We start from the raw sequence: 15,407 nt of genomic DNA, 5'->3' as shown, positions 1-15,407 counted from the left end.
CCCTAAAACGAACTAAAGCCGGTACTTTTTAGTTCGTTTTAGGGTGCTTTTCTAAATAAGGGAATGGTGGGATAAAATGGAGCATAAGAGAATTGTTGAACTTGAAGGGAAATGCACGAGGGATCAACCGGCGGCTTGCAGCGCAGCCTGTCCGGTTCATGTGGATGTTAGGGCTATGCTGGCGGCCATAAAGGATGGGCGTTTTACTGAGGCATTTAACATTTATAGCAAGTCGGTTCCCTTTCCAAGGATTATTGGCAGTATTTGCGATCATCCCTGCCAGAAAGCTTGCAAAAGGGGGGAGGCGGGGGAGGTCCTTGCCATAGCCAGGTTGGAAAGGGCTTGTGTCCAGGTGGTTCCGGCAACGGATGCTAAGGTGACCGCCCCGTCACGTAAAGAACAGAGGGTGGCAGTGGTGGGAGCAGGGCTCAGCGGCTTAACCGCTGCCCATGACTTGGCCAAAAAGGGATATCCGGTTACCATATTTGAAACCGGCAGCAGCTTGGGAGGCAGACTGAAGGAGTTTCGCGCAGAGGAATTACCACCGCAGATGATCAGCGATGATTTGGCTGTTTTGGATAAATTAGGGGTCGTCCTGCAACTGCATACCACCGTAGGTCGGGATATCTCTTTTGCCGCCCTTTGTCAGGATTATGATGCCGTATATCTGGGAACAGGTATTGTGATACCTGAGTTTAAGCTGCCCTTGGATCAGCAGGGTCAGTTGATGATTGATCCCCTTACCTTTGCCACGGTACAGGAAGGTGTTTTTGCGGGCGGCACCTTAGGCAGGGGCGGGAGCTATTCACCCATTGGCTCGGTGGCCGATGGCAGAAGAGCTGCCATATCCATTGACCGTTTTCTGCAAGGGGTTTCCCTGACGGCTGTCCGTGCCAACGAGGGGCCCTTTGAGACGAGACTTTTTACCAGCACCCAAGGAGTAAAGCCGCTGCCAGTGGTACCTTTGGGGCATAACAGCAACTTCTATAATGAAGAGGAAGCTAGCCAGGAGGCCAGCCGATGTCTGCAGTGTGAATGCCTGGAATGTATCAAATCCTGCGAATATTTGGCTCATTTTAAGGGTTATCCTAAGCAGTATATCCGCCAAATTAACCACAACTTAAAAATGGTTATGGGCAGGCGGGAAGCCAACACCCTGATCAATTCCTGCAGCCTATGCGGCCTTTGTGAAGCGGTCTGTCCGGAGGGGCTTAATTTGGGTGAGCTTTGCCAAGAGGCCCGGGGTGAGATGGTTAAAAAAGGGAAAATGCCCCCATCGGCCCACGATTTTCCCCTCCGGGACATGGCGTTTAGCAACGGCGAGCAATGTGTTTTGACCCGCCACCAACCGGGCTATCAAACAAGCAGTTATCTATTTTTCCCCGGCTGTCAGCTCAGTGCCTGTGCCCCCGGTCACGTGGAAAAGGTCTATGATTATTTGATGAAACAGCTTAACGGCGGCGTTGGCTTGATGTTACGCTGCTGTGGTGCACCGGCGGAGTGGTCGGGACGTCAGGAATTATTTGAGGCGGAACTTAAGAAAATGAAGGATCAGTGGGAGGAGCTGGGTAAACCAAAGGTAATTCTCGCTTGTTCCACCTGCCACCAGATGTTTAAAAAGTATCTGTCCGAGATGGAGCTTATTTCCCTGTGGCAGTTATACCACCAATATGGTTTGCCCCAGGTTAGTCAGGCCCAAAGACCAGCCTTAGTGGCTGTGCATGATGCTTGCACCTCCCGACGGGAAGGGCAGATGCACGGGCAGGTCAGGGAAATAATTTTGAAGTTGGGCTGCCAAATTGAAGAACTGCCCACCAGTCGGGATAAAACGGAATGCTGTGGTTATGGCGGGCTGATGCAATTTGCCAACCGTGATCTGGCAGATGCAGTGATCAAGAGACGCATTGATGAGAGTGAGGCAGATTATCTTGTTTACTGTGCCATTTGCCGGGATAATTTTGCTGCCAAAGGTAAAAAAACCTATCATCTATTAGATTTGATTTATGGTGAGGGAGATCCACTGGCCCCTGTTAAACGTGGCCCAGGCTATTCCCAGCGGCGGGAAAACAGAGTTAGGTTGAAAAACAAACTAATAAAAAACCGATGGGGAGACAAGATGACTGAAGAAAGAGATTCCTATGAAAAAATAAAATTAATGATTCCCGAGGACATTCAGGAACAGATGGAAAATCGTTTGATCTTGGTAGAGGATGTCCAAAGGGTCATTGATTATGCCGAAAGAACAGGGAATAAAATGTTAGATGGCAATACCGGACATTATCTGGCACGTTTTAGGCCGGTCAGTGTAACCTACTGGGTAGAGTACCTGCCCCAAGGGGATGGCTTTATGATTTATAACACCTACTCCCATCGGATGGAGATTATTGAGGAAGTGAAGGAATGAGCCAGCAGATCCAATGTCTAAAATGCAATGTGGAGATGAAACTGGGTCCGGTGGAGGCCACTTATCTAAATAGCAAATTTCCCGTCCAGTTGCTTAAGTGCCCCAAATGTGGCCTGGTTTATATATCGGAAGAGTTAGCCAGGGGCAAAATGCTAGAGGTGGAAAAGGCTTTGGAGGACAAATAAGGTTTCAGTAGCCGGAGGAAGATCGTGTCGAGTAAAAAAGTATGCAGTATCTATGAAGGAACTGCCCTAAGGCAGGTCACGGGCCCCAGCATTAGGCCCGGTGGCTTTAGGCTAACGGATCGGGCCATTGCGTTTTGCAACTTAGCACCGGGGGCCAAAATCCTGGACGTTGGCTGTGGCACAGGTGCGACAGTTGAATATTTGATAGAAAAATACCATTTTAATGCCCTGGGCATTGATCCCTCAGAGGTTCTTTTGCAAAATGGTCGCCAAAGGAGACCGGATTTACCCTTATTGCAGGGCGTGGGTGAATGCCTGCCTGTTTCGGATGGCGAGATGGGGGGTGTCTTTGCCGAGTGTACCCTGTCGCTCATGGATAATTTAGATCAGGCTCTGGGGGAGTGCTGGCGGGTTTTGAAGGTCGGCGGTTACCTCATGGCATCGGATATTTACGCTAAAAATCCTGCTGCCACAGCAGAATTGCGAAATCTGCCTTTGGCCAGTTGCCTAACCGGCGCCATGGGACAAACGGAGTTGGCAGCAAAGCTTAGGGCGGCCGGCTTCCGGATTATCCTTTGGGAAGACCATTCTGAGCTTTTGAAAGAACTGATGATCCAGTTAATCATGACCCACGGGTCAATGGATCAATTTTGGCAACAGTATGGTCCGGTGACCTGTGGCGGTGCCTGTGCCCAGTCAGCCATTAAAAAAGCTAAACCGGGTTACTATTTACTAGTTGCCCAGAAGGTAGATCACCTTTGTGATTGAACGGGGAGGGGTTAGCACCATGTCAGAAGCGATGTTTCGCATGTTTGAACTGGCCCAACAGGGTTTTTCCTGCAGCCAGATTTTATTGCAGTTGGGGCTGGAGGCCCAAGGCAAAAGTGACCCGGATCTTATCAGGGCCATGGCGGGTTTAGCAGGTGGTTTGGGATTTTCCGGTGAGACCTGTGGGGCCTTAACCGGAGGAGCCTGCTTACTAGGTCTTTATGCCGGTAAAGGCACGGCTGAAGAACAGCCCCATGAGAAGTTTGATTTAATGGTTTCTGAACTGGTTGATTGGTTTAAGGATAAGCACACGTCTGAGTATGGGGGCTATAACTGCAGTGATATTTTAGGTGATGAATTGCAATACAAGCTGGTGTCTATGAAATGCGGCAATATTGTCAGCGAAGTCTATGAAAAGGTCAAGGAACTTCTTTTAGCCCATGGTATTGAGCTCACCGAGGTAAGGTCATGAGTGAACAGGACCTGATTTTAAGCAGCACGGAAAGTGTTTGCCCCCATTGTTTAAGGAGATTGCCGGCCCATAGACTGAGGCAGGGTGATCGGGTTTATCTTGTCAAGGACTGCCCGGAGCATGGCCCGGTTAAAACACTGCTTTGGCAAGGTGACCCTGCCTATCAAAGCTGGGCCAGGCCCAAAATACCCTCCCAGCCCAAAGTCTGCTTCACCGAAGTAAGCAAGGGCTGCCCCTTTGACTGCGGCCTTTGCCCTGACCACAGGCAGCATAGTTGCACGGTATTGTTGGAGATCACCCAACGGTGTAACTTGGGCTGCAACTACTGCTTTGCCGATGCCGGTACAAGCCCCGCCGCAGACCCTGATCGAGCCACAATTAAAGATTGGTTTGACCAGATCCTCTTAGCTGGAGGCCCTTATAATATACAACTATCTGGCGGCGAGCCGACCCTAAGGGACGATTTGCCGGAAATAATCAGCCTGGGCAAGTCCCTGGGGTTTAACTTTATTCAGCTAAATACCAATGGCCTGCGTCTGGCGGAGGATCTTTCCTTTGTCAAGAGGTGCCAGCAGGCGGGCCTGGCATCGGTTTTTCTACAGTTTGACGGCACCACAGATGACATTTATCAGACCCTGCGGGGCAGGGACCTATTTAAGCAAAAACTGGCAGCCATTGAACACTGCCGCCAATGCAACCTGGGTGTTGTGTTGGTACCCACCCTGGTGCCAGGGGTAAATAGCCAGCAGATTGGAGCCATCATTGACTTGGCCCTTAGTTATTTACCCACCGTCAGGGGCGTTCATTTTCAGCCTGTAAGTTATTTTGGACGTTACCCCGAACCTCCGGCGGATTGTGACCGCATCACGATTCCCGCGATCATTCGGCAAATAGAGCAGCAAAGCGGGGGTAGGATTAAAACAGAAAGTTTTAAACCACCCGGCTGTGAAAATGCCCTTTGTTCCTTTCATGGCAATTTTTTACTGATGCCCGATGGAGAACTGAGGTCCTGGACGAAGCATGAAGGGTGCTGCGGGACCGCCGAAAGGGCCGAGGAGGGTGCGGCCAAAGCCAGGAGCTTTGTGGCTAAGTACTGGACGGCACCCCAAGTCAAAACCGTTTCCCTAAATACCAGTGCTGGGAACTTTGCCCTTTGGGATGCCTTTATTGAAAGAGCCAAGACCCATACCTTCAGTATCTCCGGTATGGCCTTTCAAGACGCTTGGAATTTGGATTTAGAAAGATTGAGGGATTGTTGCATTCATGTGATGTCCCCTGAAAATAAATTGATTCCCTTCTGTGCTTATAACCTAACAGACAGCCAGGGTCAGGCCTTGTACCGACAGGTGACACAAAGATGCAAATAACCCCGCTGCATCATTGGATTGCCACCAAGCTAGGCGTTAAGGGAAGTGCTTTAACCAGAGAGCTTATCCAAAATTATCAACTGCATAAACTTAAGCAGACCCTTGCTGTAGCCGTTCAGCATAGCCCCTTTTATCGTAAAAAACTGGCCGGTTGGCCCAAGCTAACCAGTCTGGCGGATGTAAAACACCTGCCCTTTACCACGGCCGGGGACATTCGGGGCAACCCATTGCATTTCCTGTGTGTTTCCCAGGATCAAATAAACAGAGTGGTCACCTTACGGAGCTCGGGAACCACCGGAGCACCCAAAAGATTATTCTTCACCAAGGCGGATCAGGAATTAACCATTGATTTTTTTCACATTGGCATGTCCACCCTAGTGGAGCCAGGGGATCGGGTGCTGATCCTTTTACCGGGGGAACTTACTGGCAGTGTGGGGGATTTGTTGGCCAGGGCCTTAACCAGACTGGGTGCCCAGGGCATACCCCATGGTTTGGTTGCTGATCCGGCCCAAACGCTGGCCATCATCCAGGCAGCGGAGGTGAATTCTCTGGTGGGCATACCTAGCCAAGTGCTGGCTCTGGCAAGATACCGGGATGAGCGGGGCAGGAGAGTCCCCCTTGGCTTAAAAAGTGTGCTGTTAAGCACGGATTATGTACCCCAAGCCATTAGACGAGAACTTGAGCAAAGTTGGAGTTGCCCAGTATTCAACCATTATGGGATGACTGAAATGGGACTTGGCGGTGGTGTTGAGTGTGCTGCTTTAGCTGGTTATCATCTGAGAGAAGCAGACTTATATTTTGAAATGATTGATCCGATCTCCGGTGAATTAGTGCCGGATGGTAAAATGGGGGAAATTGTGTTTACCACCCTAACCAGACAGGGCATGCCTCTGATCCGTTACCGTACCGGTGATTGGGCGAGGTTTTTGCCGGAACCCTGTCCCTGCGGTACCAGCCTAAGAAGCATGGGCTTGGTGGTAGGACGTGTTAAAGGGGCCTGTGAGTTGGCAGGCGGGGCTTTGACGATGGCGGAACTTGATGAGGTGCTATTCGGTATGCCGGGACTGCTTAACTATGAAGCCAGCCTGACTTGTTTTGAGGGGACGGATCGGTTAGCCATTGGGCTAAAAATGGTTGGCGGGGTAGATGACCGTGGGTTGTCAGAGATTAAAAATGCTTTGACAAAACTGCCTGTTATTGAAAGGTCAATCAGCCAGGGGAGTTTAGAACTGCACTTATCTATCTTGCCTGACCAGATGGCGGTCAGTACCGCCAAACGGTGTCTCAATGACCTGAGGAAATGAGGGGGAACACAGTGAAAAAATTATACCAAGAGATGTTAAAACTTTTGGAACAGGGAGAAAGCTTTGTCCAGGCCACGATCTTAACTCAATCCGGCTCGGCCCCCCGTACCGCCGGGGCTAAAATGATAATGCGAGCGGATCATTCTTTCCTGGGGACCATCGGGGGAGGCCAGGTGGAGGCCATGGTACAAAAGCTGGCAGCTGAGGTATTTACAAGTAAGCAAGCAGTTATCAGGGAATACAACCTTGCCGGTGGTGCAGCGGGCCAGATGGATATGATCTGTGGCGGAAGATTAGAGGTTCTGGTGGAATATATGGATGCTGCATACGGTCCCTTGCGGCAAATCTATCAAGAGCTTGTAGAAGCCATCGAAAAACGGCAAAGGGCTGTTTTAGTAACCCCCTTGGCCATCGGCCCAGGGGAGCATAATCTCTCCTTTTTGGTTAGGGAGGATCAATCCCTTAGGGGAACCTTTAACGGGCCGTCGGCATGGTTAGGTCACTTTGTCAACCTAACCGCTGCCAGATATCCACAGGTGATCAGCCTGGAAGGTCAGAGCTTCCTGGTGGAGCCCATTAGTACCTACGGCACGGTTTATATTTTTGGTGCAGGGCACGTTTCACAGAAACTTGCGGCCCTAACGTCCCTGGTGGACTTCAGAACCATCGTACTGGATGATCGGTCCGAGTTTGCTAACCGGCAGCGTTTTACCACCGCCGATGAGGTTGTGGTTTTGGCTGGCTTTGAACAGTGCCTGAAAGATTTGACCATTGATCAGGATAGCTACTTGGTCATTGTAACCAGGGGACATGCCTTTGACAAAACTGTGCTGGCCCAAGCTTTAGGCACCAAGGCTCGGTATATCGGTATGATTGGCAGTAAGAGCAAGCGGAATGCCACTTACCGTGCCCTGCGGGAGGAAGGCTTCACCGAGGAGGATATCAAAAGGGTTTATTCCCCCATCGGATTAGAGATCAAGGCAGAGACACCGGAGGAGATTGCTGTCAGCATCGTCGCAGAATTAATTCAGGTTCGGGCGGCACAAGGCTAATGGAAGAAGTAAGAAATATTGCGGCAATTATTTTGGCGGCAGGTTTTTCCTCCCGGATGGGTTCCTTTAAGCCTTTATTACCTTTGGCAGAGACCACCGTCATTGAGAAATCCGTGTCTACTTTCAAGGAAGCTGGGATTCTGGATATCCATGTGGTGGTAGGTCACAGGGCTCAGGAACTGATACAGGTGCTGCAGTCCCTAGGGGTTAATATTGTCCTTAATGATGCCTATGCCTCGGGGATGTTTTCCTCAGTCCAGGCAGGGGTGAGCAGACTTAAACCTTTTACCCAAGCCTTCTTTTTATTGCCAGGGGATATTCCTTTGGTTCAAGCAACCACCGTGGCCAAACTGGTGGCTGCCTATCAGGCCCAGTCAGCAGGTATTGTTTATCCCTGTTTAAAGGGTGAACGAGGTCACCCGCCCCTTATTTCGGCCAGCTATCAAGATAATATTGCAGCTTGGTCAGGGGAGGGGGGGCTAAGGGCTTTGTTGGCAGAGTTTGAGTCTGCTGCTAAGGACGTTGCGGTCAGCGACCAGGGGGTGCTGTTGGATATGGATACCCCAGACGATTATCAAAGGATCTGTAAAATGATGGCCAGTGACCTTCCCTCCAAGGATGAATGCTTCGTAATTCTTAATAACGCCGGGGTAACCCCCCAAGTGATACGGCACTGCCTGGCAGTGGCGCAGGTGGCTGAAAAAATAGCCCGGACATTAAATGCCGCAGACTATCAGCTTGACCTTGATTTAATTGTGGCTGCGGCCCTATTGCACGACATTGCCAGGGGCCAAAAGGGTCATGCCCAGGCAGGCTCCCAGCTGTTGCAACAACTGGGTTACCCCAGGGTGGCAGAAATCGTGCTGCAGCATATGGAACTCAGTTTAGGTGAGGACAACATCAACGAAACCTCCGTTGTTTATCTAGCGGATAAGTTAGTGCAAGAGGATCGACCTGTTTCCCTAGCCCGAAGATTTCGAGATAGTCTGCAAAAGTATGGTTCGGAGGACGCTGCCTTAAATACAGTAATCCGGAGATTGCAGCAGGCCCAAAGGATTGAGCAGGAGATAGAGAAGGTGCTGACCGTTCCATTGGCAAACATCATATGAAACTTAAGGGGTATAAAAGATGGAACAAAGATATATCTATTTAATTAGGCATGGGGCCCTGGAAACGAAAGGGGGAAAAAGGTTCATCGGGCAAATTGATTTGCCCATGAGTGCAGATGGCCTTACCCAAGTGAAACGTTTGGGACAAGAACTTAGTTATGTTCGTTTCAGACAAATCTTTTGCAGTGATTTACAAAGATCTCGTCAAACGGCGGAAATGATTGCAGCTAAACACAAGCTGGCACCGAATGTTTGTCCAGAATTACGGGAAATACATCTGGGGGAATGGGAAGGCAGGTATTTTGAAGAAATCCGCCGCAGGTTTCCTTCTGAGTTTATTCAAAGGGGTAAGGATATTGCCAATTTCTGTACCCCGGGGGGAGAAAGCTTTAATCAGTGTAACCAGCGGGTCCTAGCTAAGCTTGCAGAGATATTAAGGACCACCACAGGCAATATCCTCATTGTTGGTCATGCGGGAGTAAACCGCCTCATCCTCTGTCATGTATTGGGCATGCCAATAGAAAATATGTTTCGGATTAGCCAGGATTACGGCTGCTTGAATTTGATTAGTTATAGCAACGAGAAGTACCGAGTAACCGTAATGAACAAACTATACCGGATGATGCCTGTTTAGGTATTGACCTTTAATCAAAAAATTAGTATCCTTGTAAATATATGTATAGGACTGTGTGATGGATTCATTGCTCAGTCACGAGGCTTGGCCGCTGTGCTATGGCAGGCTTTAGCTCGGGCACGAAAGGACACCTGTCCGCAAGGGCAAGGTGAACAAGTAAATAAAGTAATGAATTAAAACCGTTGCCTTGGGCAGCGGTTTTAATTTTATTAGGGGAGGATAAAATAATGAAAAAAATGCTGGTTCTACTTAGTCTGTTATTGGTTATGGTGTTTGGTTTAGCTGGTTGTGTCAATGATTCTGCCAAAGAAAAAAGCCTGGCTAAGGTTGAACAGGTTGAGCTTACCGTCTCCGCAGCGGCGAGCTTAAAGGAAGCGGCGGAAGAATTAAAAGTGCTCTATACCAAGCAGCAGCCCGAGGTAAAAATTGCCTATAACTTCGGCGCCTCCGGGACTCTGCAAAAGCAAATAGAAGAAGGGGCACCGGTGGATCTTTTTATTTCGGCAGGGAAGAAACAAATGGATGACTTGGCCGCAAAGGGTCTAATTATTGAAAATTCCCGGCAGGACCTGTTAGAGAATGAATTGGTACTGGTAGCTCCCAAGGATAGTACCATCCAGGATTTTACCGACCTGGCTGGAGCAGAGATTGGTAAGATTAGTATTGGTACGCCCGAGTCTGTTCCGGCAGGGAAATATGCCCAGGAAGCACTAACCTCTCTTAATTTATGGGATAAGCTGCAACCCAAACTGGTTTTGGCCAAGGATGTCCGTCAGGTATTAAATTATGTGGAGACCGGCAATGTTGATGCGGGACTGGTTTATCGCTCGGATGCTTTGATTGCGAAAGAGAGTAAAATCGTGGCAACCGCTCCGGCTGCATCCCACAAACCCATTGTCTATCCCATGGCCATCATCAAGGATACGAAACAGCAAGCGGCCGTAGAAGCCTATGCAGATTTTCTGGCCAGTGCTGAGGCCCAAGGGATATTTGAAAAATACGGTTTTAAAATAGCTAAAAAGTAAAGGGAAGTCCTATGTTTGCACTTAACGACTGGTCGCCAGTAATTATTTCACTGCGGGTGGCAATCATTGCGGTAGTTATTGTTACCTGCTTGGGGGTGCCTCTGGCTAGGTTCATGGCCAGGGGTGAGTTTGCTGGCAAAGATTTGGTGGAATCATGCATAACGTTGCCCTTGGTGTTGCCCCCCTCGGTGATTGGCTATGGTTTGCTGATACTGATAGGCAAAAACGGCATGGTGGGCCGAGCATTGGCTGAAGCTGGCATAACCGTTATTTTTACCTGGTGGTCCGCTGTGCTGGCAGCCACGGTGGTGTCCTTTCCCTTGATGTATCAGAGTGCCAAGGCAGCCTTTAAAAGTGTCGATATAAGCTTTGAGAAGGCGGCCAGAACTTTAGGGGCCAGTGAGCTTAGAATATTCTTTACCATCAGTCTGCCCTTGGCCTGGCCGGGGCTGTTAGCCGGCCTGGTGTTAGCCTTTGCCAGGGCCTTGGGGGAATTTGGTGCTACCTTAATGGTGGCGGGCAATATACCAGGGCAGACCCAAACGATACCCGTGGCTATTTTCTTTGCTGTGGATGCTGGGGACAACACGACTGCCAGAACCCTTGTGGCGATTGTTACGGTTTTCAGTTTTCTAGTCATTTTCTGGGTTAACCGCTGGGCTAGGCGGCAGACATACTAAGGGGTGGGTCTTTGTTAGAAGTAAATTTGGTCAAAAACCTATGGCATTTCAACCTGGAGCTAAAGCTAAAGGCAGCCAATGAAATTGTGGTGCTCTTAGGGCCTTCTGGCTCCGGGAAAACAACGGTCTTACAATGCTTGGCCGGGTTACTAAAGCCAAGCGCAGGCAGTATAAAAATTGACGACAAGCTAGTTTTTTCAGCAGAACAGAATATTAATGTGCCCACCCGTCACAGGGACATTGGTTACCTGTTTCAAGACTATGCCCTCTTTCCTCATCTGACGGTGAAAGACAATGTACTATACGGTCCCAAGAGCCGCCGGGCAGGGACGGATCTGGAAGTAAACCCAGTGGAATTGCTTGATTCCTTTGGGGTAGGCCATTTGCTAAACCGTTACCCCCGGCAGCTCTCCGGCGGTGAAAAACAAAGGGTGGCCCTGGCCAGGGCCTTGGCCACCCGGCCTAAGCTGCTCCTGCTGGATGAACCCTTAAGTGCTTTAGATAGGAACACCAGGCTTGCCCTAAGGCAAGAACTAAAAAACCTGCACAAAAGCTGGCAGGTTCCCTTTGTCTTAGTAACACATGATGAGGAAGAAGCAGAGTATTTGGGTGACCAACTAATCGTTATAGAAAAAGGAAGAGTGCAAGAAATAGCCGTGAGCCATGTTGTTGGAAAATAAAGCTCGATACTAAAAAATCCAGTTGTATACTAGCAAATAAAGCGGGTACTAAAAACCAATCATATTAAATAAAATAAAATGTATCTATACATTTAGAATGACCTCCATCCTTAAGAAAGATTGGAGGTCATTCGTTATTATTAGGATAGGTACTATACAGAGTTGCGTTAATATTATTCGACATATTTCTTAAACATTTTCATACCTGGGATGATAAAATTCTATTATTAGATTTATTATGTTGTTTCTTTTTTAGTAATGGCGAATATATCTATAATTGGAAGTTGGAGGATAAGAAATAATGCAAGAACAATTCAAAAAATGGAAAAATGAGTGTGAATTTACGTATGCAGCTTTTAAGGATAATAAATGGATAGAAATAATTTTTAATTATTTATCAGAGTTTGACTTGACACTGGGTACTAATGCTGCGTTTTATCACTATAATGGTAAACATGATAAAGTTGATACAAGAAGATTGGTATATTATAAAGGAATTGGATTATTCAAACTAATAATAATTTGTGATACGACACATGATACTTGTTATACCCAAGTTGAATTAATTAGACGTACAGAAAACAATATGAAGAAAATTCAAGATATTGGCTATTTGTTAGATAGCGATTGGCGATTATTATTAAATTATTCTCCATATAAAATTTTTCAATTTAATGGATTTGAGGACTTTAAAGAAAATTTCCAATTATTAATAGGTTGCGTTAAAAGATATTTAGAAATTGAGAACTTTATTAGCTGTAAAGAGGATTTACAATTAAAAGCTATGGAAATAGAACATTTTAAAAGTATTAAAAATGCAAAAATTGAATTTAACTACCCATTACAAGTTTTAGTTGGAGCCAATAATGCTGGTAAAACATCTTTGATTCAAGGAATATTATTCGCATATAGAGCATTATATAGGCTAATTAATGAGAAGAAAATTAAATTTAATAAAAATGGATTCATGATGGCAGACAAAGAAAATGTTGAAGGTACTAGGATGGAAAATGTTCCGTTTATTATTGATAATTTTAAGGAATTATTTAATATAAATACATTTCCCAGTGAACATAGTAAAGGTGTAAAATTTGCTAAATTCGAATTTCAAAATGAAATCTTTATAGAATTAGACATGCGTATAGTAGGTGAATATTTCTCAGTAAGGCTCAGGTCTTGTTCTAATGGAATAAGTAAAGAAAAAATAAACAAGTTCTTAAAAAAATCAGTAACTTTAATTCCAACTTTTTTTACAGTTACGCTAAACGAAGAAAGAAAATATAAAGGAAGATATAATAGTTTAATGAAGTCCGGAAACTATAATATGTTATTTAGAAATATACTACTTGATTTGAAAAACTCAGATAAAAATTCACATGAAGAGGATTTGGAAATCAGTAATAAAAATAAAACTGAAGAAAAAAAGGAAAGTACCATTAAAGAAAATAAATATGATATATTAAAAGACAATTTAGATCGGATATTTGGTGTTAAAAATCTTAGGGTTAATTTTATTGAGGATTTAGATGAATATATCAGTGTAAAATATGAAACTGTTGATAGTAATAATAAAGGATACTCATTAGATATATCTAGCTTGGGGATGGGTACACTTCAATTTATTCAAGTAGTTGCACAAACATTAATAGGGGAACCCTTTTTAATATTACTAGACGAACCAGATGCACATTTAAATGCAAAACTCCAAAAAGATGTAATACTTTTCTTTAATGAACTAGCAGAAAAGTATAATGTTACATTATTAATAGCAACTCACTCTAAGGATATTATAAATTGCGTATCACCAAGTCAAGTATTATCATTGAAAGATGGTAATTTGGGTAGAATCAACCAAACGGATGAGATTATTGAATTGTTTAGAACGATAGGTGCAACAACGGAAGAACTAGTGGGCATTGGAATTGGCAAAAGAATTATTTTAGTTGAAGGTGATGATGATGTTAAATATATAAAAAGGTTATGTGAAAACGTAGGGATAAATAAAAGTAAATATTATGAAATGATAAACTTCATTGATTTTGATGGAAGAACTGGTGTATTGACCAATCGCTTAGAAAAATATATTCCATCTGAGTGGGAAAGCGTACAAAAGCTTGCCATTTTTGATAGGGATTATAGGTTTCCACAAGATCAAAAGAGTGAAGCTAAAAAACTTATTAAAAAAGGTTTTAAGGTTGTTGAATGGCAAAAGAAGGAATTTGAAAACTATTTATTAGTTGATTCGTTATTGATTAGAGTGCTGAAGAAAAAATACAATGCTGACATAGATAGTAAAATAATTGAAGACGTAATACTAAAATATTATTCTAAAATGAAATACAATATAACAATTGAATTTGAAAAAGAACTTCAACGCAAAAAAATGCAGAAGATGAAAGAAGAAACGGGGCTAAACTTTGAAGATATTGAAATGGTAAAAAAAGACGAAGCTGAAGTTCGTAAGGAAGCAGAAGAATACATTAAGAACTCTTCAAAGAGAGATATATTGTGTGGGAAAGATATTCTTGATGAAATAAGAATAAATGCAATAAAGAGGAATACGCCTAATCGAGAAAATTTTATTCTAAGTTTGATTGATGAAATAATGACAAATGAACTACATGAAGATATAAAGAAACTATTGAAATGTATAAAAGATATTGCTTCAGATTAAAATGCCGTATGCTTTTTACTATGGTTCGCATTATCCATAGCAAATTATCCGAAGTTAGGCCGTAAAAAACCCAAGCTGCTCAGAAGCTTGGGTTTACATTTAAAATCGATCTTGCCTAACTTTGGATAATTTCGATAGCACGAAACCGCAGAAGAGATGCAATGTCTATGGGGATTGAATCATTTCTTTCCCGATGTATTTAAAAATTATCAGAGTTTTGTAAGCGTCAAACCCTACATCACCTGTTTTCAGCACCACGGGTATGCTAACATATAAAAAAAGCGCCCGGGAATGGATGAAGGGGATATGGATAACTTTCTCCCCCTAGAAAAATCCATCATGCAGGGCCGCTTTGAATTTGTTAAATTGTTTTTGAATTAGCCTTCTGTGCCGGTCATCCGACAGGCCCACCGCTTGGTCAAATCCTTCCTCTGCTAGGTAAAAATTAAAGCATTCCGCAAGATCGGGATTTTCTCGTTCCATTTTTGCATAGTGCTTTATCAGGTAATGGTTGAAATCAAGATCAAAATCTAAGCGGCTACGCTTTCCGTCCAGATATTCCTGGACAAAGGTCATCATAAATTTAGATGCGGTGCCATAGGACATCTTAGGCATTCTCCTTTTTCAATGGCATTCGGCATCTTTCGGGGATGGCTTCGCCCCACGGTAATAGGGCATCCAATTCCCCAACTGATGCGGATGGAACGGCTTCAAGTAGGAATTTCATGTATTCAAAGGGCAACAACCCGTTTGCTTTGGCAGTTTCTATGATTGAATAAACCACCGAGCTTGATGCAGCGCCTTTGACAGTATTGCAGAACAACCAATTTTTACGTTTATGTTCTTGAACACATAAACGTAATTATGTGCTGAGTATATTTATGTGCTGGGGCGAAGCGGAGCGAGTTGCATCATGAAGCTTCTCCATAAAAAGTCAGCACATAAAGCGATCAGTCACAGTGAATCAAGAAACGCCAAGACAGAATTTTTTGGGACAAAACGATAGGTTGATTGACCCGGTTCACTCATTTTTTCAAGTGTTTGACGCTTCAT

The 15,407-nt window shown here is 45.2% G+C and carries 15 protein-coding genes; 13 read left to right on the top strand and 2 right to left on the bottom strand.

Features of this window, described 5'->3' with window-relative positions; genetic code table 11:
* Positions 1-76: 76 nt before the first annotated feature.
* The 13 genes from AC1U9Z_RS15500 (at position 77) to AC1U9Z_RS15440 (ending at position 14,354) form a co-directional block, all read left to right on the top strand.
* Entirely contained in the window at positions 77-2,404 is a 2,328-nt protein-coding gene (locus tag AC1U9Z_RS15500; protein WP_479958255.1) for a pyridine nucleotide-disulfide oxidoreductase/dicluster-binding protein, read from the top strand.
* Positions 2,401-2,589, top strand: coding sequence for a DVU_1557 family redox protein (locus AC1U9Z_RS15495; protein ID WP_479958254.1), 189 nt, complete (start codon positions 2,401-2,403; stop codon positions 2,587-2,589). The genes AC1U9Z_RS15500 and AC1U9Z_RS15495 overlap by 4 nt, the downstream gene beginning before the upstream one ends.
* A gap of 24 nt (positions 2,590-2,613) precedes the next feature.
* The gene (gene trsM / locus AC1U9Z_RS15490) at positions 2,614-3,357 is read left to right on the top strand and encodes a DVU_1556 family methyltransferase (protein WP_479958253.1); all 744 of its coding nucleotides are present in this window, start codon (positions 2,614-2,616) and stop codon (positions 3,355-3,357) included.
* A gap of 19 nt (positions 3,358-3,376) precedes the next feature.
* Complete coding sequence (locus tag AC1U9Z_RS15485; RefSeq protein ID WP_479958252.1) at positions 3,377-3,829, top strand: DVU_1555 family C-GCAxxG-C-C protein; 453 nt, start codon at positions 3,377-3,379, stop codon at positions 3,827-3,829.
* Complete coding sequence (gene trsS / locus AC1U9Z_RS15480) at positions 3,826-5,196, top strand: radical SAM (seleno)protein TrsS (protein ID WP_479958251.1); 1,371 nt, start codon at positions 3,826-3,828, stop codon at positions 5,194-5,196. The genes AC1U9Z_RS15485 and trsS overlap by 4 nt, the downstream gene beginning before the upstream one ends.
* A complete protein-coding gene (locus AC1U9Z_RS15475) occupies positions 5,187-6,500 on the top strand; it encodes a DVU_1553 family AMP-dependent CoA ligase (RefSeq protein WP_479958250.1) in 1,314 nt (437 codons plus the stop codon). The genes trsS and AC1U9Z_RS15475 overlap by 10 nt, the downstream gene beginning before the upstream one ends.
* An 11-nt stretch (positions 6,501-6,511) precedes the next feature.
* Positions 6,512-7,552 carry an XdhC family aldehyde oxidoreductase maturation factor gene (locus AC1U9Z_RS15470; protein ID WP_479958249.1) on the top strand — a complete coding sequence of 347 codons (1,041 nt, stop codon included), beginning with the start codon at positions 6,512-6,514 and terminating at the stop codon, positions 7,550-7,552.
* The gene (locus AC1U9Z_RS15465; protein WP_479958248.1) at positions 7,552-8,661 is read left to right on the top strand and encodes a DVU_1551 family NTP transferase; all 1,110 of its coding nucleotides are present in this window, start codon (positions 7,552-7,554) and stop codon (positions 8,659-8,661) included. Before AC1U9Z_RS15470 ends, AC1U9Z_RS15465 begins: the two co-directional genes overlap by 1 nt.
* A gap of 19 nt (positions 8,662-8,680) precedes the next feature.
* Entirely contained in the window at positions 8,681-9,295 is a 615-nt protein-coding gene (gene cobC, locus AC1U9Z_RS15460) for an alpha-ribazole phosphatase (RefSeq protein ID WP_479958247.1), read from the top strand.
* Between the two features lie 227 nt (positions 9,296-9,522).
* The gene (modA, locus tag AC1U9Z_RS15455) at positions 9,523-10,320 is read left to right on the top strand and encodes a molybdate ABC transporter substrate-binding protein (RefSeq protein ID WP_479958246.1); all 798 of its coding nucleotides are present in this window, start codon (positions 9,523-9,525) and stop codon (positions 10,318-10,320) included.
* A gap of 11 nt (positions 10,321-10,331) precedes the next feature.
* Positions 10,332-11,000 carry a molybdate ABC transporter permease subunit gene (gene modB / locus AC1U9Z_RS15450; RefSeq protein ID WP_479958245.1) on the top strand — a complete coding sequence of 223 codons (669 nt, stop codon included), beginning with the start codon at positions 10,332-10,334 and terminating at the stop codon, positions 10,998-11,000.
* A gap of 11 nt (positions 11,001-11,011) precedes the next feature.
* A complete protein-coding gene (locus AC1U9Z_RS15445) occupies positions 11,012-11,680 on the top strand; it encodes an ABC transporter ATP-binding protein (RefSeq protein WP_479958244.1) in 669 nt (222 codons plus the stop codon).
* A 301-nt stretch (positions 11,681-11,981) separates the two neighbouring features.
* Entirely contained in the window at positions 11,982-14,354 is a 2,373-nt protein-coding gene (locus AC1U9Z_RS15440) for an ATP-dependent nuclease (RefSeq protein ID WP_479958243.1), read from the top strand.
* A gap of 324 nt (positions 14,355-14,678) precedes the next feature.
* On the opposite strand, the gene AC1U9Z_RS15435 is transcribed toward AC1U9Z_RS15440, so the two are convergent.
* A complete protein-coding gene (locus AC1U9Z_RS15435; protein WP_479958242.1) occupies positions 14,679-14,960 on the bottom strand; it encodes a hypothetical protein in 282 nt (93 codons plus the stop codon).
* A gap of 1 nt (position 14,961) precedes the next feature.
* Entirely contained in the window at positions 14,962-15,138 is a 177-nt protein-coding gene (locus AC1U9Z_RS15430) for a transposase domain-containing protein (protein ID WP_479958241.1), read from the bottom strand.
* Between the last annotated feature and the right edge of the window lie 269 nt (positions 15,139-15,407).

Source organism: Desulfotomaculum sp., from assembly GCF_982386235.1.
This window is presented reverse-complemented; position numbering and strand designations above follow the sequence as displayed.

What these genes read in the sequence shown, in the direction of transcription:
- AC1U9Z_RS15500 (WP_479958255.1), top strand. Translation starts at nt 77, where the DNA reads ATGGAGCATAAGAGAATTGTTGAACTTGAAGGGAAATGCACGAGGGAT.
- AC1U9Z_RS15495 (WP_479958254.1), top strand. Translation starts at nt 2,401, where the DNA reads ATGAGCCAGCAGATCCAATGTCTAAAATGCAATGTGGAGATGAAACTG.
- AC1U9Z_RS15485 (WP_479958252.1), top strand. Translation starts at nt 3,377, where the DNA reads ATGTCAGAAGCGATGTTTCGCATGTTTGAACTGGCCCAACAGGGTTTT.
- trsS (WP_479958251.1), top strand. Translation starts at nt 3,826, where the DNA reads ATGAGTGAACAGGACCTGATTTTAAGCAGCACGGAAAGTGTTTGCCCC.
- AC1U9Z_RS15475 (WP_479958250.1), top strand. Translation starts at nt 5,187, where the DNA reads ATGCAAATAACCCCGCTGCATCATTGGATTGCCACCAAGCTAGGCGTT.
- AC1U9Z_RS15465 (WP_479958248.1), top strand. Translation starts at nt 7,552, where the DNA reads ATGGAAGAAGTAAGAAATATTGCGGCAATTATTTTGGCGGCAGGTTTT.
- cobC (WP_479958247.1), top strand. Translation starts at nt 8,681, where the DNA reads ATGGAACAAAGATATATCTATTTAATTAGGCATGGGGCCCTGGAAACG.
- modA (WP_479958246.1), top strand. Translation starts at nt 9,523, where the DNA reads ATGAAAAAAATGCTGGTTCTACTTAGTCTGTTATTGGTTATGGTGTTT.
- modB (WP_479958245.1), top strand. Translation starts at nt 10,332, where the DNA reads ATGTTTGCACTTAACGACTGGTCGCCAGTAATTATTTCACTGCGGGTG.
- AC1U9Z_RS15440 (WP_479958243.1), top strand. Translation starts at nt 11,982, where the DNA reads ATGCAAGAACAATTCAAAAAATGGAAAAATGAGTGTGAATTTACGTAT.
- AC1U9Z_RS15435 (WP_479958242.1), bottom strand. Translation starts at nt 14,960, where the DNA reads ATGTCCTATGGCACCGCATCTAAATTTATGATGACCTTTGTCCAGGAA.